Source organism: Zobellia barbeyronii (assembly GCF_018603515.1).
Taxonomy (GTDB): Bacteria; Bacteroidota; Bacteroidia; order Flavobacteriales; family Flavobacteriaceae; genus Zobellia; species Zobellia barbeyronii.
Window position 1 is genome coordinate 786,745 of the sequence record NZ_JACATN010000001.1, and the last position, 23,775, is coordinate 810,519.

The 23,775-nt window shown below is 37.5% G+C and carries 19 protein-coding genes and 1 tRNA gene; 4 read left to right on the forward strand and 16 right to left on the reverse strand.

All coding sequences use genetic code 11. The features are described 5' to 3' along the window. Positions 1 to 49: 49 nt before the first annotated feature. The 10 genes from HW347_RS03160 to HW347_RS03205 form a co-directional block, all read right to left on the reverse strand. A complete protein-coding gene (locus tag HW347_RS03160) occupies positions 50 to 1,072 on the reverse strand; it encodes a LacI family DNA-binding transcriptional regulator (RefSeq protein WP_214610484.1) in 1,023 nt (340 codons plus the stop codon). 96 nt (positions 1,073 to 1,168) lie between these two features. Next, positions 1,169 to 2,437: an efflux RND transporter periplasmic adaptor subunit gene (locus tag HW347_RS03165; RefSeq protein ID WP_214610485.1), complete on the reverse strand. Its 1,269-nt coding sequence runs from the start codon at positions 2,435 to 2,437 to the stop codon at positions 1,169 to 1,171. 48 nt (positions 2,438 to 2,485) lie between these two features. Beyond that, positions 2,486 to 4,987, reverse strand: a complete 2,502-nt coding sequence (locus HW347_RS03170; protein WP_214610486.1) for a heavy metal translocating P-type ATPase — start codon at positions 4,985 to 4,987, stop codon at positions 2,486 to 2,488. A 70-nt stretch (positions 4,988 to 5,057) separates the two neighbouring features. Beyond that, on the reverse strand, positions 5,058 to 5,615 hold the full coding sequence (locus tag HW347_RS03175; protein WP_214610487.1) for a helix-turn-helix domain-containing protein: 558 nt from the start codon (positions 5,613 to 5,615) through the stop codon (positions 5,058 to 5,060). 12 nt (positions 5,616 to 5,627) lie between these two features. Beyond that, positions 5,628 to 6,236 (reverse strand): DUF3347 domain-containing protein, encoded by a 609-nt coding sequence (locus tag HW347_RS03180; RefSeq protein WP_214610488.1) that lies wholly within the window; start codon positions 6,234 to 6,236, stop codon positions 5,628 to 5,630. Between the two features lie 43 nt (positions 6,237 to 6,279). Then, positions 6,280 to 8,607 carry a multicopper oxidase domain-containing protein gene (locus HW347_RS03185; RefSeq protein WP_214610489.1) on the reverse strand — a complete coding sequence of 776 codons (2,328 nt, stop codon included), beginning with the start codon at positions 8,605 to 8,607 and terminating at the stop codon, positions 6,280 to 6,282. Between the two features lie 69 nt (positions 8,608 to 8,676). Beyond that, complete coding sequence (locus tag HW347_RS03190; protein ID WP_214610490.1) at positions 8,677 to 9,918, reverse strand: TolC family protein; 1,242 nt, start codon at positions 9,916 to 9,918, stop codon at positions 8,677 to 8,679. Next, positions 9,915 to 13,667 (reverse strand): efflux RND transporter permease subunit, encoded by a 3,753-nt coding sequence (locus HW347_RS03195; protein WP_214610491.1) that lies wholly within the window; start codon positions 13,665 to 13,667, stop codon positions 9,915 to 9,917. The genes HW347_RS03190 and HW347_RS03195 overlap by 4 nt, the downstream gene beginning before the upstream one ends. A gap of 122 nt (positions 13,668 to 13,789) precedes the next feature. After that, a complete protein-coding gene (locus HW347_RS03200) occupies positions 13,790 to 14,206 on the reverse strand; it encodes an HYC_CC_PP family protein (protein ID WP_214610492.1) in 417 nt (138 codons plus the stop codon). 128 nt (positions 14,207 to 14,334) lie between these two features. Beyond that, the gene (locus tag HW347_RS03205) at positions 14,335 to 14,475 is read right to left on the reverse strand and encodes a hypothetical protein (RefSeq protein WP_214610493.1); all 141 of its coding nucleotides are present in this window, start codon (positions 14,473 to 14,475) and stop codon (positions 14,335 to 14,337) included. Positions 14,476 to 14,780: 305 nt separating this feature from the next. Here HW347_RS03205 and HW347_RS03210 point away from each other — a divergent pair, with 305 nt between their 5' ends. Together HW347_RS03210 and HW347_RS03215 are read left to right on the forward strand one after the other, a co-directional pair. Beyond that, positions 14,781 to 15,497 (forward strand): hypothetical protein, encoded by a 717-nt coding sequence (locus HW347_RS03210; RefSeq protein WP_214610494.1) that lies wholly within the window; start codon positions 14,781 to 14,783, stop codon positions 15,495 to 15,497. Beyond that, complete coding sequence (locus tag HW347_RS03215) at positions 15,490 to 16,059, forward strand: uracil-DNA glycosylase family protein (protein WP_214610495.1); 570 nt, start codon at positions 15,490 to 15,492, stop codon at positions 16,057 to 16,059. The genes HW347_RS03210 and HW347_RS03215 overlap by 8 nt, the downstream gene beginning before the upstream one ends. 207 nt (positions 16,060 to 16,266) lie before the next feature. On the opposite strand, the gene HW347_RS03220 is transcribed toward HW347_RS03215, so the two are convergent. From HW347_RS03220 to mce, 4 genes are all read right to left on the reverse strand, one after another. Then, positions 16,267 to 16,863: a hypothetical protein gene (locus tag HW347_RS03220; protein ID WP_214610496.1), complete on the reverse strand. Its 597-nt coding sequence runs from the start codon at positions 16,861 to 16,863 to the stop codon at positions 16,267 to 16,269. Positions 16,864 to 16,903: 40 nt separating this feature from the next. Then, positions 16,904 to 17,431, reverse strand: coding sequence for a leucine-rich repeat domain-containing protein (locus HW347_RS03225; protein WP_214610497.1), 528 nt, complete (start codon positions 17,429 to 17,431; stop codon positions 16,904 to 16,906). Positions 17,432 to 17,654: 223 nt separating this feature from the next. Beyond that, positions 17,655 to 17,728, reverse strand: a tRNA-Ile gene (locus HW347_RS03230). A gap of 243 nt (positions 17,729 to 17,971) precedes the next feature. Next, entirely contained in the window at positions 17,972 to 18,376 is a 405-nt protein-coding gene (gene mce / locus HW347_RS03235) for a methylmalonyl-CoA epimerase (protein ID WP_214610498.1), read from the reverse strand. Positions 18,377 to 18,447: 71 nt separating this feature from the next. On the opposite strand from mce, the gene rbfA reads away from it, so the two are divergent. Continuing rightward, a complete protein-coding gene (rbfA, locus tag HW347_RS03240) occupies positions 18,448 to 18,840 on the forward strand; it encodes a 30S ribosome-binding factor RbfA (RefSeq protein WP_155595361.1) in 393 nt (130 codons plus the stop codon). A gap of 2 nt (positions 18,841 to 18,842) precedes the next feature. Then, positions 18,843 to 20,036, forward strand: a complete 1,194-nt coding sequence (locus HW347_RS03245) for an ABC transporter permease (protein ID WP_214610499.1) — start codon at positions 18,843 to 18,845, stop codon at positions 20,034 to 20,036. A gap of 3 nt (positions 20,037 to 20,039) precedes the next feature. Here HW347_RS03245 and dusB read toward each other — a convergent pair whose 3' ends face one another. Together dusB and HW347_RS03255 are read right to left on the reverse strand one after the other, a co-directional pair. Further along, complete coding sequence (gene dusB, locus HW347_RS03250) at positions 20,040 to 21,044, reverse strand: tRNA dihydrouridine synthase DusB (protein ID WP_214610500.1); 1,005 nt, start codon at positions 21,042 to 21,044, stop codon at positions 20,040 to 20,042. A gap of 188 nt (positions 21,045 to 21,232) precedes the next feature. After that, positions 21,233 to 23,635, reverse strand: coding sequence for a TonB-dependent receptor domain-containing protein (locus HW347_RS03255; RefSeq protein WP_214610501.1), 2,403 nt, complete (start codon positions 23,633 to 23,635; stop codon positions 21,233 to 21,235). Positions 23,636 to 23,775 lie beyond the last annotated feature (140 nt).

Consider the following 23,775-nt stretch of genomic DNA (forward strand, 5'->3'; position numbering starts at 1 on the left):
CGTTTATATGAAAGAATTTTAAGCTCCGCAGCTAAAATTTTAGCTTGCTCTAAGACTTATTTTTATTAGTAGAATTACGAATCACCAATTCTGATTTTAAGACCACCCGAGATACATCTTTCTCGTAATTTTCAATCCGATCTATAATCAACTTTGCAGACTCCACACCCATTTGGTAGCTGGGCTGGTCAATACTTGTTAGTGAAGGCTCTAAAAGCTCATCAATAGGCTCATTATTAAAGCCGATAATTGCTAAATCTTCCGCCATTTTCAGACCTCGTTCTTTGGCTGCTAGCATTACTCCTATGGCCACCTGATCACTAAAAGCCAATACGCCATCTGGATGCTCTGGAGAATACAATAATTTTCTTGCTGTGCTGAGGTTTCCTTCCCGCGTAAAGTTGGTGTTTTCAATAAGCTTCTCCTCCACCGGTAAGTTAGCGTCCACTAAGGCTTTCTTATATCCCAAAAGTCGGGTTGAACTAATTTGTAAAATCTTTGGTCCACCTATATATGCAATGCGCTTACATCCCACGGAAATTAGATGCTGAGTAGCGTCGTAAGCCGCTTTGAAATTATCAATAATAACCTTATCCGATTCTACCTCATCACAAAGACGATTGAAAAACACTAATGGAATCTTTCTTTTTTTAGCTTCTAAAAAATGGTCGAATTCTTTTGTCTCACTAGCTAAAGACACAATCAGTCCTGATACACCAATATCCAATAGCTCTTTTACCAATATTTTCTCCCTCTCGTAGGACTCGTTAGATTGGCAGATAATGATTTGCATCTGGTGTTTTTCTAGTATTTCTTCTATACCAGAAATAGCCATAGCATACAGGTGATACTTTATGCTGGGCACAATAACACCAACCGCCTGTATTTTCTTTTTAGCAAAAGGGTTTATGTGTTTAGTCTGAAAATAATTGTACTCTTTTGCTAACTCAAGTACTTTCTCTCTGGTTTGTGCGCTAATACGAGGATTGCCTTGTAATGCTCTGGAAACTGTAGAAATAGAAACATTAAGTTTCGCGGCAATATCCTTTAATGTCGTTTGTTTTTTGTCCAAATCACTAATAATGAGTGCAGCAAATATAACTTAAATTTCTCTGGACCATTGCCACACCCTAAGATTCGCAAACCTCTACCCACACTTCAAACGATATTAATGCTTGCTTTTTTGATTCATCATAGATTTTTTACCCTGTAACTGTGCAGCAGCATCAACTGTAAAAGTTCCGTTCACCACAATTTCTTCGCCATTTTCTAGTCCATCTATTATAGTTACATTCTCTCCGGTACTATTCCCAATAGTCACTTCTCTCATTTCAAAAACAGGTTCTTCAAAGTCCGACTTTACATACACCAACGAGCGTTTTCCTGTCCACATCACGGCTGATGTTGGCACAGTAATTACACTTTCATTAACCGTAGTATTAGAATTTACTTTACCCTGAACGAACATGCCAGGTTTAAAGACCTCATCCTTATTATTTAATACCGCCCTAAGCGTTACAGTTCTGGTCTGGACGTTTAGAATAGGGTCTATATAAGACACTTTAGCTTTAAAAACTTTATTAGGATACGCATTAGTGGTTACCCGTATCTGCTCCCCTTTTTTAAACTGGGAAATCTGATTTTCATACACATCAAAATCTGCCCATACCGTATTTAGGTTAGACACTTTAAAAATTGGTTTTCCGTCCATAATATGAGCTCCATCGCTCACAGCTATTTCCGTTACGATACCAGAGACATGAGAATAAATGGTAAAACTCTCTTTTGTTTTTCCTGTCTTTACAACCTCGTCTAATTCTGGACCATGGACTTTCCAATTCTTAAATTTAGCTTGTACCGCTTTGTACAATTGAGGTTGAGATTCCCTTAATTTATAAGCTGTAATCAACTCTTGTTGTGCAGCAACTAACCCTGGTGAATACACTTTAGCCACTGCCTGCCCTTTGTTTACTTTTTGGCCTAAGGAGGTAACATATAACTTCTCTATCCGTCCGTCAAAATGTGCTGGCTGTATGGCTGTTTCATCTCCATTTATTGCTATTCTACCAGAGAGCATAACCCCACCTTCCGAAGCGACGCTATTTTCTCCCACCAAAACGGTTTGAATATTAGCCAAGGCCATAGCGTTTTCGGTTAGTTTAAACTGTTCTGCCAACAAACCATTAGCACCCACTTCTGCAGGAATCAAGTCCATACCACAAATAGGACAAGCGCCAGCTTCAGGAAGCATAATCTGAGGATGCATGGAACATGTCCACATTTCATCCGCACTTTCTCCCGAATGATTATGTTCTCCCGTAGAAACCTGTATTGCTTCTTTAGACACTGTATTATTAGAGGTTTCTCCAAAGATTAACCAACCCGCTAAGAGGCCTACCACTGCGGCAATGCTTATGTACAAGATATTTTTATTCATGGCTTTTATTTTAAATTTCCTTAAACCTCATTAAGCGTTTTTGAATTGTTATCCAATTTTAACTGTCCTCAATCTAAGTGCGTTTGCAATGACAGATACCGAGCTAAAACTCATAGCAAGCGCCGCAATCATTGGTGATAACAAGAGTCCAAAAACAGGATACAATACGCCTGCTGCAATTGGAATACCAATGGTATTATAGATTAATGCGAAAAACAGATTTTGCTTAATGTTCTTCATTACGGCATCACTAAGGTTCCTAGCTTTTACAATACCGTGCAAATCGCCTTTTACGAGGGTTATCATAGCACTTTCAATAGCTACGTCTGTTCCTGTTCCCATAGCAATACCTACATCACTTTTTGCTAAAGCAGGTGCATCATTAATACCATCTCCTGCCATAGCCACTACATGACCCTCTTCTTGCAGTTTTTTGACCTCAGCTAGTTTGTCTTCAGGAAGCATTCCTGCTTTAAAATCTTGAAGGTTCAGCTCTTTGGCCACTGCTTGCGCAGTATCATGATTATCTCCTGTAAGCATTATAACGACTATTCCTTTTTCTTGAAGTGCTTTAATAGCTTTGGCACTTGTTTCTTTTATTTTATCGCCAATAACAACAAAGCCAACAACCGCTTCATCAATAGCTAAATAGGATACCGTTTTGCCTTTCTTTTGATGCTCGTTGGCCTCGTTTTGGAAGTCAGTGCTTAAAGCCGCATTAACATGTTCCATCATTTTGATGTTACCCAACGCCACTTTTTTACCATCAATTTTTCCTTCTACCCCTTTACCTGTTACAGCATTAAAATTTTCGGTTTTCAACACTTCAACACCTTGTTCTTTTCCGTATTTAACCGTTGCCTCCGCAAGTGGGTGTTCACTAGAACTATTCAGAGAAGCTATGAATTGCAATACTTCGTTTTCGGAATAATCTCCTTTTGAAGTACCAATAGCTTCCACAGTTGGTTTTCCTTCGGTGATGGTTCCTGTTTTATCAACAATCAGCGTATCTACTTTGTACATTTTCTCTAGAGCTTCGGCATTCTTCACCAATACACCGTTTTGAGCTCCTTTACCAACCCCAACCATAATAGACATAGGTGTTGCAAGACCTAAAGCACAAGGACACGCAATAATTAAAACAGCAATAGCATTCACTAGGGCAAATACATACGCAGGTTCTGGACCCCAAACAGCCCAAACTGCAAATGTGATTACCGAAATAATTACCACAACGGGCACAAAATAACTAGAAACGGTATCTGCCAACTTCTGAATAGGTGCACGACTACGACTAGCGTCGTTCACCATTTGTACAATTTGAGACAGCAAGGTATCATTCCCTACTTTTTCAGCCTTCATTAAGAAAGTCTGATTCCCGTTTATAGTACCACTACTTACTTTATCGTCTATTATTTTATTAACCGGAATAGGTTCACCCGAAATCATAGATTCATCAACAGTGGTCTGCCCTTCAGTAATAACACCATCCACAGGAATTTTTTCACCTGGTTTCACACGTAGTGTATCTCCTTTTTGAATTTTTTCAATCGAAACTTCTTCTTCAACTCCATCTACAACACGGACTGCTTTATTAGGGGCAAGTTTCAACAATTCCTTTACTGCAGAATTGGTCTTACTATGTGCTCGTGCTTCAAGTACTTGCCCCATTAAAACCAACGTTAGAATGACGGTTGCCGCCTCAAAATAGACATGTACCGCGCCAGATTCCGTTTTAAATTGTGGCGGAAAAAAGTCCGGAAACAACATTCCAAAAACACTGAATAACCAAGCCACACCGGCACCAATACCAATGAGGGTGAACATATTTAGGTTCCAAGTTTTTATACTGCGATAAGCACGTTCAAAAAACATCCATGTGGCGTAGAAAACAACTGGAATAGAAAGTGCAAACTGAATCCAGTTCCACCATTTCTGCTCCATAACATCGTACAGCGGATTATTAGGAATCATCTCACTCATGGCAATGAGAAAAATAGGCAAGGTTAAAGCCCCTGCAATCCAGAATTTTTTTGAAAGTTTTTTATACGTTTTCTCTTCCGCAGAAAGGTCCGGTTGTAAAGGCACCAAGTCCATACCACAAATAGGACAACTACCCGGTTCATCACGAATAATTTCCGGGTGCATAGGGCATGTCCATTGTTCTGCAGTGGTTGCGCTTAGATTTTGTTCCTCTACCAGATCCATGCCACAAACGGGGCAATCACCTGCCTCATCATAGGTTTTATCATCCTCACAATGCATTGGGCAATAGAAAATGCCAGTTCCCTTACCTTTTGGCTTTTCGGCTTTTTCTACTGGGTGCTGTTGATGTTCTCCCACATTATGAATACTGTATGAACCTCCATCATCTAACAGCGTTTTTTGGAAAGTTTCGATAGGAATGTGAGACTCCATCTCAATAGTAGCCTCTGCCTTCTCTAAATTTACCGAAGCACTGGTTACACCAGCTACCTTAGAAAGCGTTTGTTCTACATGACCGCGACATCCGTTGCAAGTCATTCCGTGTATATGATAGGTATGTGTCATTTTAGATTTATTTTGTTCGGTAAAATTAAAAAGAGCTAGTGCCAATCCTTTTCACAATTCCGATTCTTATTTATACAATTTGGTCCAACGTCTTTCTGTTCCAGTTTTTAAAACTTTTATAATCGCTCATAGACATTCCGGTAACTGTTTTAAACTGCCTTGCCAAATGGCTGCTAGTTTTATAGTTAAGGGCGTATGCTATTTCAGAAAAATTAAGCTGTCCCAATTGTATAAATTCTTTTACTTTTTCAATTTTTAAGTTGATGGTGTACTTTTCCAAGGTCATCCCTTCTGACTTACTGAACATTTTGCTTAAAGCCGTCTCCGTCTTGCTAAACTCTTCTGCTAAAGATTGAAATAGGTGTTCTGTTTCACCCGTTTCAATTTTATGAATCAGCTTCACTTTTATCTGTTCAACAACCGTATCCGTTTCGTTTTCAATGAGCTCAAACCCTATTTTAGTCAAAGCGTTGGCTAAGTTTTCCTTGCGGCTTTCTTGTCCTTCCACAGCGACCACTTTCCCTAATTCAATGGACTCTACCGTATAATTTTCGATATTAAATATTTCTAAAACCGAAGCTATACAGCGGTTACAGACCATATTTTTTATGTAGAAAGTTTCGTTCATTATTTTCTTAAATTATATTTCTCTTTGAACCTTGCCACATTGCAACATCGTACTGCCATAATACGGATTTTGGATTTCATCGCTCATACTTAACCAAGTACTACCACCTTCATACATGGGACAAAATTGTTCATATACCTTGTTTGTAGACCCTGTAATAGCAATTATCTTCGTTACTTCTTCCGTTAGCAATTTAAAATAGCGGCGTTGTTTCTTGATAGTACTATTAGAAATTTCTTCTGCATGTGCTTTTGCATTTTCAATAATGTCCTTTAACATAGATTGGTCTTCTTCTGAATACTTAGAAATATTGAAATCTTTAAGTGTAATAACTAAATTACTTCCATATTCAGCAGCTTCTTTAGTGTTGTCTGCCACTAAAGCATCTTTTAATTCAAAATACTCAGCAAAAACAACTTCCGCTTTCATATCCGACCCATTACTAGTCATTGTTTTTTTGGAGCTATCCGTTTTGTCGTCTCCCATCGCATCCTGTTCCATTTTACCAGAGTGATTGCCATCTTCATCATTATGTTCCTTTTTCGTATCCTTACACGATGCTACAGTCAAAGCTATCAAGACAATAGCCAAAATACCTTTTGCCATACTTACCTTTTTCATTTTTAAAATATTTAGTTGTTAGTACTCATTTATAAATTATTCATTAGAACCGAACGGATAACCCACCGCCAGCACCATATCTATTGTCATAACTTCCCATTAGAGAAAAGTTTCTGGATAGCATGTATTCGGCTCCAGCACTCCAGACCGTTTCTGATGTGAAATTTTCATCTATTGGCAGGTCATTTACCCAACCTAAATCAATTTGATATTCGTAATACCCAAATATTGAAAATTTTGGGAATACCATGATGCTCCTTCCTATTCCTATTCTTGGCCGTAGTTCATTATCTATACGCACATCTAAATTGAACAAATACGGTGTTAAATAACGTACGCCTAATACAGCAGTGGTCTTAAATTCACCAAGACTTTTGCTCGTCTCATTTTCGATATTTACACCTCCAAAAACACGTAAGTAATCATGTAGATAGCGTTCATAGGTAAACTCTGCTTCTAAATTTTTGTTCCAACCGTACTCAAAAGAAGTATTGAACTGGTTTCTAATGTTGGAGCTGACCAAATTTAAGCCGGTCATATGCGAAGCAACATCTACCATACCCCAGGTATAGTATTGATTTGTCTCGTGAACCAATTTTGAAACTGGGTATTCCTTTAACCGAACATCCCTTGGCGTATCATAACTAAAAATACGGGTCATTCCACTCATCATATGATATAAAATATGACAATGAAAAAACCAGTCTCCATACTCATTGCCATAGAATTCAATGGTTACCTGCTGCATGGGCGGCACATTTACCGTATGCTTTAAAGGAGAATATTCATCATTGTTATTAATGACTCTAAAGAAATGGCCATGCAAGTGCATTGGGTGATGCATCATGGTTAAATTATTAAAAGTAATCCGGGTTACCCCTCCACTTTTTATCTTGATTTTATCCGTTTCCGAAAGGGGCACCCCATTCATGCTCCAGATATAACGGTTCATGTTTCCAGTAAGGTTCAACAATATCTTATTTACTGGCGCGCCGTCTACATAGGTGGTTTTTTCTGGAGATTTTAGATACTCATAATTGTATTCCGCAAACAACCCCATGCCTTTCATACCGGAATCATTCTTACTTTTCATAGAATCTGTCTTGTTCATATCCATCGCTGACATTTTGGAATGGTCCATCTTAGAGTGGTCTACCATCATGGTGTCTTTGGGCATATTCATTTCCATGTCCTTTATATCATGGTTTTTGCCCATTTGCATATCTTTCATTCCATCCATTTGCATCCCATATTCCTCTTTCATCTTAAAACGGTCGTCTTTTTTAGGGCGATATTTAAGGGCATGAGCACCCATTTTCATATCCATTTTGGCCATTACCTGCATCATTCCAATCTTATCTGGCTTGGGAATATCCATGGCCGGAAGCACCTCTCCATTACCAATAAACGCAGATGCTTGACCAGAACCATCTTGCGCGGTAATACGAAACTCCATTTTACCCGTTTCAGGAACGGTTACAATAAAATCGTACGTTTCGGCAACTCCTATAAATGTTTTGTTTTTTTCAACTGGAACCACATCCAATCCATCTGCAGAAACCAGAAGAGGAGTACCTCCCCCAAAAGTCATCCAAAATGAAGTTGAGGCAGCCCCATCTATAATGCGAAGGCGTATTTTTTCACCAGGTGTAAAATCTGGATATGCAACACTTTGTTCTCCGTTTATTAAAAAAGCCGGATAATACACATCTGCAATGTCCGCGCCTTCCATACGCTGTTTCCAAAAATTAAGTTGGGCCCCAAAAGCTCCCCGACTAATAACTTTATTTAACGGGGTAGAAGTTCCTTTCTTAATACCGTACCACTCGTTACCACGTTTTAGGTTTCGTAGAACATTCATGGGCTTTTCGTTCGTCCAGTCAGATAACATCAACACCAAATCTTTATCATAATCCAGAGTTTTTTTCTTTGGCTTAATCACCAGAGAACCAAAAACCCCACTTTGCTCTTGTAACATGGTATGAGAATGATACCAGTAGGTACCCGATTGCTTTAATGCAAATTCATATTTAAAAGTAGCGCCAGGCTTAATAGGCGGTGTATTTAAATACGGCACACCATCATAGAAATTGGGAAGTAAAATACCGTGCCAATGCACGGAAGTCTCTACGTTCATTTCATTTTTTACGTGAATAACCGCATACTCTCCTTCTGTAAATTCTAGTGTTGGTCCAGGAATTGTTCCGTTTACCGCCATTCCCATAACCTCTTTCCCTGCTTTATTTACTTGGATTTCTTTAATACTAATCGTGTATTCATGTACAGGAAGGTTATCAATATTACCCTCTTGTGATTGTCCAAAAGATAATTGGAGTGTTATGAATACTAGTACGTATTTTAAATAGTTCATGTCAAATTTTTTAAATATCCTAAATGAAGCCATAAAAATCGATAGACATTACATCTATCAATCTCAATATTAATTCATTAGATAATTCACGACAGCAGATTGCGAGTAGTACACCTGTACTGCATCAATCTGGTTCATTGCGAATTTTAATTGTAATTCTTGAATGTCCAGTACGTCGTTAAAATCTATGGTACCCGTTTCATAACTACTAATTAGGATTTCTTCTGCATCCTTTGCCTGTTTCAAATTTTTAACCTGCGTGGTATATTTTATTCTTGCTTGGTTTCGTAGTCCTTTTGCTTTTGCAAAAGCGGTCTGCAAAACATTTAATCTTTCATCTTTCTGAAGCTGTAGCTCTTGTTGGCGCAAATCATTCTGTTTTGAAATGGATTTATAGCGCTTATTAAAAATGGGGACCGAAACCGAAAGCATGGGCATAAAAATATCCTTGCCATTTTTACTAATTTCTATATCGGTACGTTCGGAAAGCGCTATATAATCAAAACCAAAACCTATAGAAGGTTTTCCTTCTGATTGGTTCAACAATTCTGATTGCTCAACAGATTCATACAACTTATCATACTTTAATATTTCTGGGTGCAACTGCATATTTTCTTTTATAAATGCCGCCTCATCCTCAATTAGTTCCAGTGACTGTACCACCGCTATTGGACTATCTTCATTTCGGTTAAGCAGTTTGTTAAATGCAGTCCGCTCAGATAAAAAAGCCTCTTCTAACACTTCCTTGTCTTGTTGTATCTCATTCTGCCGAATTTGTAACCGCAACACATCTACTGCAGAAGCGTTCCCAACTTCTATAGAGGTTAAAGCCAATTGTTCATAGGTGTTCAATAATTGAATATTCTCCTCTAAAACTGCCTGTTGAGCACGGATTTCATACAACTGATAGTACGACTGAGAAACTGACAATGCCAACTTCCGTTTTGCAATAACAATGGATACGAATTCTGCTTCCGCCAAAGAACTTGCATAATTTTCACGAGCCGTTATCGTACCGAACCAAGGCATCATTTGCTTTGCCGAAAACTTCCCTATTTGCGTACCAGTCCTTGTTTCCGTAGGAACCACAAAATAACCCGCACTAAACTCCGTATTAGGTAAGGAATTGGCTTCGTTCTTTTTTTCCTCGGCAATGCTATACCGCACTTCAAAAGCTTGGATTTCCGGATTGTTTGCCTCTGCTTCTTGAATGTACTCCAAAAGTGTTTGCGCTTTCTCGGCTGTTTGGCAAAAGGTAGACGACACCAAGAAAATTGTCAATAGACCTGACATTAGTATTTTATTTTTCATCGGATGGCTTTTTTAAGTTGAACTTCTTTTCTCCAACTGTAAAGTACAGGCACTATAAAATAAGAGGTAACGTCTATGATCATTCCTCCAAAGATCGGGATGGCCATAGGCATCATAATATCACTACCTTTTCCTGTAGACGTCAATACGGGCAACAATGCAAGAATGGTAGTCACCGTGGTCATTAAACAGGGGCGAATCCGTTTTTCTGCGGCTACCAAAGCAGCCTGTCGTATGCCTTTCTTATCTGTTGGTTTTTCCCGGTCAAAACTTTGTGTGAGATATGTAGCCATAACAACACCGTCATCTGTTGCAATACCAAAAAGGGCTATAAATCCAACCCATACGGCTACACTAAGATTGATGGTCTTCATATTGAAAAGCTCCCTCATGTTCTCTCCAAAGAAGCTAAAATTGAAGAACCAATCTTGACCATATAGCCATATCATGATAAAACCACCGGCAAATGCCACCGTAATTCCTGTAAAGACCATTAAAGAGGTAGCTACCGACCTAAACTGGAAGTAGAGAATTAAAAAGATAATTAGTAGTGCCAAGGGCACTACTACAGATAGTGTTTTTTCTGCCCGAAGTTGGTTTTCATATGTTCCTGTGAACATATAGCTAATACCTTTGGGAACAACCAATTCGCCAGAATCTATATGTTCCTGAATCAGCTTCTGGGCATTTTCCACCACATTCACCTCCGCAAAACCATCTAGCTTATCAAAAAGTACATAGCCCACTAAAAAGGTGTCTTCACTTTTAATAACCTGCGGACCTTGTTCATAGCGGATGTCTACTAACTCACCTAAAGGCACTGGGCTTCCTTTTTCTACGGGTACGTAAATTTTCTTTAGGTCGTCTGGTGTTGCTCGTAATTCGCGAGGATAACGAACTCTAACTGCATAACGCTCACGCCCTTCTACTGTCTGCGTTAGTGGAACTCCCCCAACAGCAATTTGTAGAATTTCTTGAACATCTACAACAGAGATTCCGTAACGGGCAAGCTGGTCTCGTTTAATATCGATCAACAAGTAGGGCTTACCAACAATGCGGTCCGCAAAAACGGCCTGTTCTTTTACGCCTTCCGCCTGTTTTAGTAGGGCTTCCAATTTTAACCCAAAAGCTTCAATCTCATGTAAATCCTGCCCTTTTATTTTTATTCCCATAGGAGCGCGCATACCCGTTTGCAACATAACCAATCGCGTTTCTATAGGTTGTAATTTGGGTGCAGAAGTAACCCCTGGTAATTTGGTGACCTCAACAATTTTGTTCCAAATGTCATCTGGGCTTTTAATTTCAGGTCGCCAGATTCTGTAATACTCTCCGTCTTCATCCGTAATTAGGTCTTTCCTCGATACATTGCTTATGGTTGACAAGCTTCCGTTGTTACGCGCATTATCAACTGTGCTAGAACTGACTTCTGTATTTTTATTATGAAACAATTTTCCATCGGCTAAAACAAAAAGACCTTCTTCATTTACCTTATATCGCTGACGTTCTCCATCAGCATTTCGCATAAATTCAGGTTTATACTGAATCATGTTTTCATACATTGATAAAGGTGCCGGATCCAAAGCAGATTCTGTTCGTCCAGCTTTACCTACTACGGTTTCAATCTCTGGAATACTAGCCACGGCCATATCTAACTGCTGCAACACACGCCTATTTTCTTCCACACCGGCATGTGGTAAAGAGGTAGGCATCAATAAAAAGGAACCTTCGTTCAATGATGGCATAAATTCCTTTCCGGTATTCATCATAATGGAAGCGCCTAAAATGACGATAGTAGTGGGAATGCTAAGAAATAGCAATCGGTTATGAAGCGCCCAAGTTAGAATACTTGTGTAAAATTTTCTGAAAACGATAAACACACCTAGTAATCCAAAGCAAATAATACTTACAAACAGAACATTCATAACAATGCTTCTATCAAACCCTAGTGGTCGCCAATGTTCTGCCAAAAGAAATACAATGGCAATTGCAGAAATGATAATATTCAAGTAATTGGCCTGCTTTGCATCTACATAACTCCGTGTAACCGCAATACCTACTAATCCAAAAGCAACAAGTACCAAACCTGTTCCATATCCGTAAAACATTACCACTACCCCAAAGACAATTAAAGCAGCATTTATGATAGTCTTACTTACTTTTTGAATGCTATTTTTCTTGAAAAGGAACGCTGCAAAAGGTGGAATTAAAAACAACGCAATAATTAACGAAGCCGTAAGTGCCATGGTTTTTGTGAATGCTAAAGGCCTAAAAAGTTTGCCCTCTGCTCCAATCATAGTAAAAACAGGCACAAAGCTGATAATCGTAGTCAAAACAGCAGTTAGAATAGCTCCCGAAACTTCCGAAGTTGCATTATAAATCACTTCATTAACGGACAAATTAGGGTCGCGTTCTGGGTCCTCCAAATGCCTAATCATGTTTTCTGCCAGTATGACTCCTACATCTACCATGGTACCAATAGCAATAGCAATACCAGATAGCGCCACAATATTAGCATCTACATTAAACAGCTTCATGGCCACAAACACCATTAACACAGCAACAGGTAAAAGTCCGGAAATTAAAATAGACGCACGCAGGTTAAAAACCATGATAATAATCACCAAAATAGTAATCAGTATCTCCATGGTGAGCGCTTCACTTAGGGTATCCAATGTTTCTTTTATAAGTTCTGTACGGTCATAAAAAGGAACGATGGTCAGTTGAGAAGAAGTGCCATCAGACAATACTTTTGAAGGTAGTCCGCCACTTAGTTCATTAATTTGTTCTTTTACATTATTTATGACCTCCATAGGGTTGGCACCATGCCGGGCAACGATTACGCCACCAACAACTTCCGCACCTTCCTTATCCAAAATACCACGACGCGCTTCTGGCCCCAGTTTTACCGTTGCCACATCTTTAATACGGATAGCAGTAAAATTCTCTGAGCTTACCACGGCATTTTCAATATCCGCAACAGATTTCACATACCCCAAGCCACGTACGAGATATTCCGCCTGGTTCATTTCTAAAGTCTGTGCACCGATCTCTTTATTGCTATCCTTAACCGCCTTTGCAATATCGCTCAGTCCAATATTGTATTGCCGCATCAATTCCGGGTTTACATCCACCTGATATTCCTGAACAAAACCACCAATAGATGCTACTTCAGAAACGCCACTTGCAGATGATAACGCGTACTTAACATAGTAATCTTGAATACTGCGAAGCTCTTGCAAATCCCATCCACCAGTAACATTGCCTTCTGGGTCCCGCCCTTCTAACGTATACCAGAAAATCTGCCCCAAACCTGTAGCATCCGGCCCTAATGAAGGATTTACCCCTTCAGGTAAAAGTCCGGCTGGGAGCGAATTCAGTTTTTCAAGAATACGGCTGCGCGACCAATAGAACTCTACATCTTCTTCAAAAATGATATAGATACTAGAAAAACCGAACATGGAAGAACTACGAACCGTCTTTACTCCAGGAACCCCCAAAAGCGATGTGGTTAAAGGATAGGTAATCTGGTCCTCAATATCTTGCGGCGAACGACCTTGCCATTTGGTGTAGACAATTTGCTGGTTTTCACCAATATCTGGGATAGCATCTACCGCAACGGGGTTGGACGGCAGAAGTCCGGTATCCCACCCAAAAGGGGCATTTACCGTTCCCCAACCCACAAAAAGGGCCAGTAAAAGTACCGCGACAAGCTTATTCTCTATGAGAAATTTAATAGCCTTATTCAGCATATAAATTGATAATTAAACAGTTAGAAATACCAGTTATAAAAACATGGAATACAACACATGCAACCCAAGATGGAATTTTCCATTGGGCTGTGGTTCCCGTATTAGCGGGACTGTTTAAAAAATCAGATTAAATAGCTCTCGTGCAGAATCTGCACGTCCTGTATGAGATAGGGAGGGGAGTAATCTTTAAAAGGAACGATGTTCTCGTCCAGTCCTTCAAAAAGATTGATATATGAATAAACAAAACTGGCAACAAAAGTTTGTTGCTCAAGCGTTAGTTGTTCAAATGAAGTTTTTAAATCATCTTGACCTTCCACAACCAGTTGCTCATCTGAACAACATGATTTTTCCGAAAGCGAATCTTTATCAGACTCAGGCATTTGCATTTTTTCCATACCGCAAGTCTCGGTTTCTTGGAAAATCGAAAAGTCTACTAAAGTATCTCCACAATAATGCGCATCTAATGTAAATGACATTGCAGTGAACATCACCACGAACGCCATACAGACAGCACTAATTTTATGGAATACCTTTTTCATATTGAAACAAAGGTAGTTAAGTTTAACTAGCTGCTTTTGTAATTAACAATTTTTTAGAGAATGACCGGCTAAGTGAATGACCCTATTTTAATAAGTTCAATTTAATATATCGATACAGAAAGGAGTAATTACTGTTTCTGGATTATTTCAATTGCTTTTTCCAACAGCTCATCTTTTTTATTTCTTATACCGTCTAGTGTTGGTTTCACTTCTATATCCTTTTCAAACCCTTTTGATTGAGTTACAAAAGAGAAAAAGGTGAAGTTCATCTATTGCTAATCGATAACCTACCTAAACTTTTAACAAAAAAAATTTTTGTTCCAAAGCTTTAAATAATGTAGCGGTTTATACAGAATCTTCCAATATATTTAATTTGAAACCCAAACATTTTTAATTAAAAACACAATAAAAACACCTCTTATGCCTTTATACTTTTATTACTTTTTTTTCGGACTTACATTCTCAATCATTGCATCGGAAATTGACAAATTGGATGTTGAAGACGATACAGAGAACACACTGACCAACACTGATAAAATTATTTACATCTTACTCTGGCCCGTCATAATCATTTATGCAATTAAAAATTTTAAAAAATAAATCTTTTCCAATGTGGAATCTCCTATACAATTCTTTAAAAGAATTTGAAGTCAAGGATATCAATATCCATGACTACAAAAATGATAATAGCGTTCAAAAAATCCTAAGTGACATTTGTGACTATCTAGTAAAAGAAAAATGTAATGAAAATACAAATATCTCTGTTATTCTTTATCAAAAAAAGGCCATCGGATATTTATATGGCAGTCATATACTAAACCTAAAAATAGATACGTTTTATTCAGAATTAGTACAGACCGTATTACCTATTGAAACTACATACTCAAGTATAAAAAATGCTTTAAGCGTCATTATTAATCGAATTATAAAAGAAAAGGATTCCTTAATTGCCCCCAAAGAGCTCAAAATTTTGCAAGAAGTTTTTCCTCAACAGGGTAACATGTCTTTTACAAACAACATCTATTGCATTGATAGCTCTGACTTTTCTAAACTACGGTTATATCATATCTGTCACACAAGATATTTTAAACAAATTAAAAACAAGTATTCTAAAAAATGGAATACAATAGTCTCTATGAAAGATTTCACGGTGACTAAGCTTTTTTATAAAAAACACCTCTTAATTGGTTTTTCACTTTACCGAAAAGAAGATGGTGAACAGTTCTTTTGGAGTGGACAATTCCAGGAGGTTTTAGAGAGTTTAATAATTAAAATAAAGAATAATGATTAGAGTAGAACATCAGTTTTTAAACATGCCTTTTTATACGCCAGACTGGGAAATTTCACATTTGTTTTTAGGGACTTTTAACCCCGAAGGAGGCGATAAAGTAAATTACTTTTATGGACGGAGTAAAAATAAAACATGGAAGCTAATAAGTGAAGTATTTAAGGACGATTTTAATCCTGAGGAATTCGAATTTTTTTTAGCCAAACTTAAAAAAAACAAAATTGCTTGTATGGATATGATTAAATCCGCAAATGTTCCAGAGGAAAGAATCACCTCAATAAATGGCAATGGATACTCTGATAGCAAACTAATAAATAATTCAATTCAAAGAGATTATAACACCCAGAATATTCTAAATATTATTAGTCAAAATAAAAATATAAAAGTTTATTCTACTTGGGGAGCAGGTCCTCAAATTGCAAATTGGACAGATGAAATAAAAAAACTAAAAAAAATTATTCCGCTTGTGTCTCCAAGTATGGCTGCAAGAGTGCCATTAGGAACTGAAAAATTTAAATATATGTTGGATGATTGGTCTCAAAAAATAGCTCCAACTAATCTTTAAACCTAAAAAAATTAATTGTTGACAGTCAAAATGTTTTGTAAAAAGGTTCAACGGAGGTTGCAAACGTGCGAAGTACAACAGCCTCCTAAATATATTCTCAGAAAAAAAACTTATAGGCGACTACTAGTAAAAATTGACCGAGTTGGACAGAATATCTAAATAAGAACATTATTAAAATATGAGGTGTTTTGGGCAGGCGTAATAGTTTCAATTTATGTCAATCCCCACCGAAAGCCCTACGCTTTCAAAATTATAATTATCATATAACCTTTGTGAGTTGTCAAAAGATTGTTCTAAATTCTGATAGGTATAAATTATTGAAACATCCGAAAAGACTGTCTTATATACCCGAAACCTATACCCGAACAAAAATCTATGAAAACCACCTCTTTTACTACTATTTGTAAAATGCCCTCCTATTTGAAACTCCGTATGAAAACTACTTCTTTCTACACCTCCATTTATAGCAATTCTGGTGTATAATGGCACATAGCTAAAATTGGGTTGTGTAAATTTTTCGATGCCACTTCCAACACCTACCGAAAGACCGTTTATGATGTTGTAATTAACGGAAAGGTTTAGACCGGTAAGCTTGGTGCCGTCAGTAAAATCATAAGGATTGTCTACCTCTAATTCTGATTTTTCTCCATAATTGCTAATAAATGCCAAAAAACGTGTCCCTATCGTAATGCGCTTAAATTTAAAATTTTGCTCTTCCTCCTCAGGTTGCTGAGAATACCCGTAAACCACAGAGAATAGTAATATAATGGTTAAGGATTTTCTAAAAAATGATTCTATTACCATATGCTTTTTGATTAATTATTCAGATGGTGTTTTTTACTTGCTATTCTGTTAAATACCCAATTTCAATATTTGGGTTTTCTTTTCTCCACGCTTCTATATCGCTATTATTGATATGATTTCCGGAAAGGTATAAAAACTGAAGTTTCTTTAATTTTTTTAGCTTAGGAAGTTCATTAGAAATAGTCAGTTTGTTATGAGATAAATCTAGATGTTGTAAGTTCTCTAGTTTCTCCAAATCTGCTGGAAGGGTTTGTAAATCTAGACCAATCAATGTTAGCTTTTGGAGTTTCTTAAGGCTTAATAATTCAGATGGAATAGTTCTGAACGGTGGCATATCTACCCATTGATCAGCAGCACTAAGGGGTGGATAAATTGTCCAATCATCGGTTCGGGTAATTTCTAACTCTTTGGCATTTTTAAGGGTTCCTATTTCTTTGGGTACACTGTCTAGCCCATACAAATCCAATGCAATAAACACCTTTTCTTTATCAACAAGACTTTTAAATTTGTGATCAGATTCACAGGAAACCGTAAATATTAAAAGTGTAAGAAAACTAAAGCTCTTCATTTAATGATTTTGGGGATACCATCATAAATATCGGTATTTGTAGTAAAATACTACCATAATTTGATACATTTTCTACATTAGTTTAACTGTTATTTTCGGAATCCTTTGAAATTATAGAAGAAGGAATCTTAGTCCCAAACCCAAGGTTAACAATAGAAGAGCCTATAATTATCACTCAAAAAGAAAAAACCTCTCAAGAACAGATGTTCTGAGAGGTTTTCTGTGGTCCCACCTGGACTCGAACCAGGGACCACCTGATTATGAGTCAGGTGCTCTAACCAGCTGAGCTATAGGACCGGTTACAATTCAAAATTTAGCTTTGTAAATCCTTTTTTCGATTAAAACCGATAAAGACTGGTGCTCAAACCAGCTATTACAGAACTCGCGAATTGCGGATGCAATATTACTACTTATTTTTAACTGACACAAGAATTTTATGGATAGTTGTGGAATACATTGGGTCATACCCAAAAGAAACTTTCTAACCTATAATGTCCTTAAACTATGCTAAATGTTACACTGGGTTCTAAAACCGCATACTTACTCTCTAATTTCTTGACACAACTCTATCAATACCCCATTACTACTCTTGGGATGAAGAAAAGCAACTAACTTATTATCAGCGCCTTTTTTAGGTTTCTCGTTGATTAAGACAAAACCTTCGGCCTTTAATCGTTTCATTTCTTTTTCAATATCATCTACTGCAAAAGCGATATGGTGCATACCCTCCCCGTTTTTGCTCAAGAACTTGGCAATGGGACCATTAGTATCCGTAGATTCCAAAAGTTCAATCTTACTTTCTCCCGTTTTAAAAAACGAAGTGCGGACACCCTCTGAGAGTACGTCTTCAATCTTATAATGTGGTTGCCCTAAAAGCTTACCAAAGCGTTCGTTTGCAGCCTCTAAATCGTTTACGGCAATGCCTATGTGCTCTATTTTTTCCAAATGAAGGGTGAATTTTGTTCGTATCGGTGTTTATCCCCCTAAATTACGCTATTTCTACGTATTTTTGCGGTATGGAAACACAACGACAGAAAAAGATTTCAGGGGTCATACAAGGAGATATCGTAGATATTCTGCAACGTGCCGCTATTGAAGGTGGGTTGAAGGGTACGTTGATTTCGGTTTCGAAAGTTTCGGTAACTACTGACCTCTCTATTGCCAAAGTATATATTAGTATTTTTCCTAACAAAGATGCCAAAGAGCTGATGGAAGGGATTAAATCTAACCAACCGCTCATAAAGCACGAACTATCTCAGCGTACCAAAAACCAATTGCGGAGGGTACCTGAATTGTTGTTCTTTTTAGATGATTCATTGGATTATATTGAAAATATTGAAAAATCGCTTAAAGGCGAAGACAACCCTATTGAGAACAGAGACCTTTTGGACAAAAGAAAAAAGATATAAGGTTGAATTTTCCGTTCTACATCGCCAAACGCTATGTCCGTTCTAAAAGCAGCCAAAATGCGGTGAACGTCATCAACTTTATTACCTTTTTGGTAACGGTTATAGGCTCTGCGGCATTATTTGTAGTGCTTTCCGGTTTTGCAGGACTAAAAACCTTTAGTCTTTCCTTTAGTAATACTTTTGATCCTGATTTAAAGGCTTTACCTGCTTCTGGTAAATTCTTTTCCATTACGCCCAACCAAGAAGAACAACTTGCCCAAATTGAAGACCTTGCTTTTTACTCTAAAGAACTTGAAGAAAAAGTATACCTAAAACATCGTGAAAAAGGACATATTGCTTTCATAAAAGGCATAGATACCAATTATACCCACGTTATGGGTATGGATAGTATGCTCTTGTACGGTACTTGGCGAATAAATAGCCAAGAAGCTGTAGCTGGTATTGGCATAACGAACATTCTGGGACTCACTATCAACCAATATCAGAATCCTTTGGTGGTTCTTGCTCTAAAACCAGGAAAGGGTTCGCTTACCCAGAAATCGCTTAAAACAAAATCCCTTGTCCTTAGCGGTGTATATTCCGTGGAAGAGAACTTGGATAAAAAATACGTTTTTGCTGAATTGCCATCGGTACAACAGTTATTGGAAAAGCTGCCCAACCAAGTATCTGGTGTGAATTTTAAGGTGAAGAATAAGAAACAATTGGCAGATGTTAAGAATAAAATTGCTGCCGTTCTTGGGAATGAAGTAATCATAAAAGATCGGCAAGAGCTTAATAGTACATTACACCGTATGCTTAACACGGAAAATTTAGCCACCTACCTTGTCTTTACCTTGGTTTTGATTATTGCTCTTTTTAATGTGGTGGGTGCGATTATTATGATGATTCTGGACAAGCTTCAAAACCTAAAAACCCTCTATAGTTTAGGTACTACACTAAAAGAGTTGCGAAGTATTTATTTTGTTCAAGGTATATTGGTTACAGGCCTAGGCGGACTTATTGGGGTAGGATTGGCATCGCTTTTAATATGGTCTCAAATAGCTTTCGGGTGGTTGAAAATCATACCAAGCCTACCCTATCCTGTAGAATATCAATTTATAAATGTCTTGATTGTTTTTGGTACGATATTCATTTTGGGAGTAATTGCTTCTAAAATTGCAAGTAGTAGAATTACCAAAAAAATGATTTCGATTTAAAGACTAGTCGATAGAAGATGCGAAATCGTAATCGCCAAACTTCTCAAGAACCTCATCAAAAGCTGAAAATACGTCTACAGAATCATCACTAGTTACCATTTTCATTCGGTGCTCCTTAAAATTTGGTATCCCTTTGAAGTAGTTGGTATAATGCCTTCTGGTCTCAAAAACACCTAATTTTTCGCCTTTCCAATCAATAGACATTTGTAAATGACGTCTGGCGGCATCTACACGCTCTTGCATTGTTGGCGGTGCTTTATGTGTTCCTGTTTTAAAATAATGCTTTACCTCATTGAAAAACCATGGGTAACCAATACTGGCACGGCCGATCATAGCGCCGTCCAACCCGTATTCATCACGCATTTTTATGGCGGCTTCCGGTGTATTTACATCGCCATTACCAAAAACGGGTATATGCATGCGTTGGTTGTTCTTAACATCTGCAATAGGTTTCCAATCTGCATCGCCCTTATACATTTGTGCACGGGTTCTACCGTGAATAGCAATTGCCTTACAGCCTACATCTTGCAAACGTTCCGCTACCTCAACAATTTTAATAGAATCATGGTCCCAACCCAAACGGGTCTTTACCGTAATTGGTAAGTTGGTATGCTCCACCATAGCTTTGGTAAGCGATACCATTAAATCAATATCTTTCAATATTCCCGCACCGGCACCTTTACTAACCACCTTTTTAACAGGGCAACCAAAATTAATATCGATAATATCCGGTCTTGATTTCTCAACAATTTCTACCGATCGCAACATAGATTCCAAGTTGGCACCAAAAATCTGAATGCCTACAGGCCGTTCCTTTTCATAGATATCCAACTTCATGACGCTTTTTGCAGCATCGCGAATTAATCCTTCCGAAGAAATAAATTCAGTATACACCACATCTGCACCTTGCTCTTTACAGAGCGCGCGAAATGGTGGGTCGCTAACATCTTCCATAGGTGCAAGAAGCAACGGAAAATCAGGTAGTTGTATGTCTCCTATTTTTGGCATGGCCGCAAATTTACAACTAATCTACAAGCCGTTAAAATCCGGAACATAACTATCTTCTCTGAATGCTATTGATGTAACACCACTTGTTATAATAATACTCTTTGGTATAAAAATGATTATACAACAGATTACGGCATGTTTGAAGGCTTTAAGTACCTGAATGATTTTAATAAACTTCAATTAGAGACTTAGATACGGTTACGCTCATCAACCCTTTTATACTTCTTATTATCGCGCATTTTAGAATTACCAAACTTGTAGCGAAGGCTCGCAACAAACAATCGGTTCTCTCCTTTTGTTAGAGATGTACCGCTTTGGTCTTGATAATTTCTGGTATTGAACTGGTTTCCCTGATTGAAGATGTCTTCAATACCCATGGATACACTTAATTGTTTATTGCAAAGCGTCTTTCTCATCATGAAGTTCACTGCCCCAAATGCATCAAATATGGCATTCTCCGCTATTAATGCGGATGAGTAGAACAAATTAATATCTGCTGAGAGAGATTGATCGCTAAGAAATGAAAAGCTGTTACTGTTTCTTATAAACCAACTAAACTGTTGTTGGTCTACCTCTATGTTTGTAGTAGGGTTCTTAAAATTAGAAGTCTCATTATAAAAACTAGCTAAAAAATAGCAATTGTAAAATTTGGAAAAGCTTTTATTAATGGTGAAATCAATCCCGTAAGCTACATTTTCATCTAAATTAGAAGAAATAAACTGCAACAAATTATTATCGTTATTCTGGAAGATTAAGCTTGCGAGTCCATTTTTTGCCTTTTTATAAAACAGCTCTGCTGTATACGTTTTGTTGTATGTATACCCACCGGCAATATAAAATCTAGTAGCCGGCTGTAATTTTGGGTCTCCTTCAATAGTTGAGAAGGTACTTTGAAAAATTTGAAAAGGATTGACACTATTGTACCTTGGTCTACTGACCTTTCTAAAAGAATATATTTTAAAATCGTGCTTTTTATTAGGTGAATATTCAAGCGAAGCCGAGGGAAACAATCCAAAATTATGGTTTTCGTTTCGTTGCGCTCCACTATCCCAAGTCCCAGCCGTTTCTGCATATTCTGCGCGTAGACCTGATTTTAATTTCCAATGGTCCCATTTGCCGGAATATGAGATATAAGCTGCATAGATAGATTCGTCATAATTAAAAGTACCTGAATCAGCAGGTGCAACTCCTGGTTGGTCTCTATCAAAACCCCTTTGAATAATGGTGTTTCGGGATGAAATTCCCGCATAACGCAGACCGGTTTCTATTCTTCCTGCCTCACCTAAAGGAGATTCATAATCTCCTTGAACACTATATAAGTTGATTTTTTGTTCCGTATCCGTAGTAAAATCGTTTTCACCAAAAACACTGTTATCCGTATTAAAGAATATGGAGTTAAGGTCCTGATCATTTTTATTGTCGTAAAAAGTATAGTGGCCATTAAATGACAATTGAGCTCCCTTGTCATTTAAGTCCTGTATATAATCTATGTAATAAGAAGTATTCAGCTTCCGTTGTTCTGAATTATTAATCGTGTGAAAATCTGACCATGCACTTGGGTTAGACACATCTGTGTCCGTATCATAAACACGAGACCTATTTGGTTGCCAAAGGTTAATACTCGTAAAACTTAGCCGTTTTTTTTCATCTATATCATAATCAAAAAATACAGAAAGGTTATGCTGTTGCTGATTGCTCAAATATTCTTGTTCTGCTGTCCAAGTTGAAACAGGCCCATCATCTTGAGAAAAATTGGTAATGTCCGTATAATACGTAACATCCCTATCCTGGCGAAAACTATAGTTGACTGATAATTGTGTTTTCTTACCCTTAAAAAAGTGATCTGTACCAACAGTATGTTTGGGCAGGATACCCTGAGTGTATTTATTATAGATTGCGCCATTATAACCCGCAACGATATTCTTTTTCATTACAATATTAATCAAGGCATTATCTTCTGCTCCATACTTTGCTGGAGGGTTGTTTATAATCTCAATAGACAACACATTGGCGGCAGATGTTCCAGATAAAAGGTTGACAATATCTTCATAAGGTATATTGATTTTCCGTCCATTAATTAAAACGCCTATGGCAGAACTTCCCTGCACCGTTAACTTGTTATTTAAAATTAATACGCTAGGCGCAATTTTGAGAATATCCCACACGTCGCCATCCGCATAGGCAGTGTTTTCGATATTAAAAACCAATCGGTCTATTTTTCTTTCTAATCTAGGCTTTTGGGAAGTAACCACCACCTCATCAAGCCTTTGATCAGACTCGTTCAAGATTATTGGGTCTAGCTTTTTATCCGCTTCAAGTATAAAAGCTTTTATAGCGCTTTCGTTGCCAATAAAACTAGCCTTGATTAAATAACTGCCTGCAGATATTTTAATGATTTTAAAGGTCCCATCTTCACCAGTAGAAGTTCCGGTAACTAATGTAGAATCGGCAGCATTTAATAAGAGTACGTTCGCGTAAGAAATCACATTATCTTCTTGACTCTTTACAACGCCAGTAACAGTTAGTTCTTGGGAATAAAGTAGGCAGTTGAAGGACAATAGTAAAAATAAGGGGTAAATAAAATTCTTCACTAAATGATAGGTTCTGTTTCAAATGTAACACTTTTAAGGATAAAATCTTACAATAAATGTAATTTAAGATTCAACATTCTATATAACTACCTTACAAATAAGTAAGGATAATGTATTTCTTAAATTTTCATTATTGAATC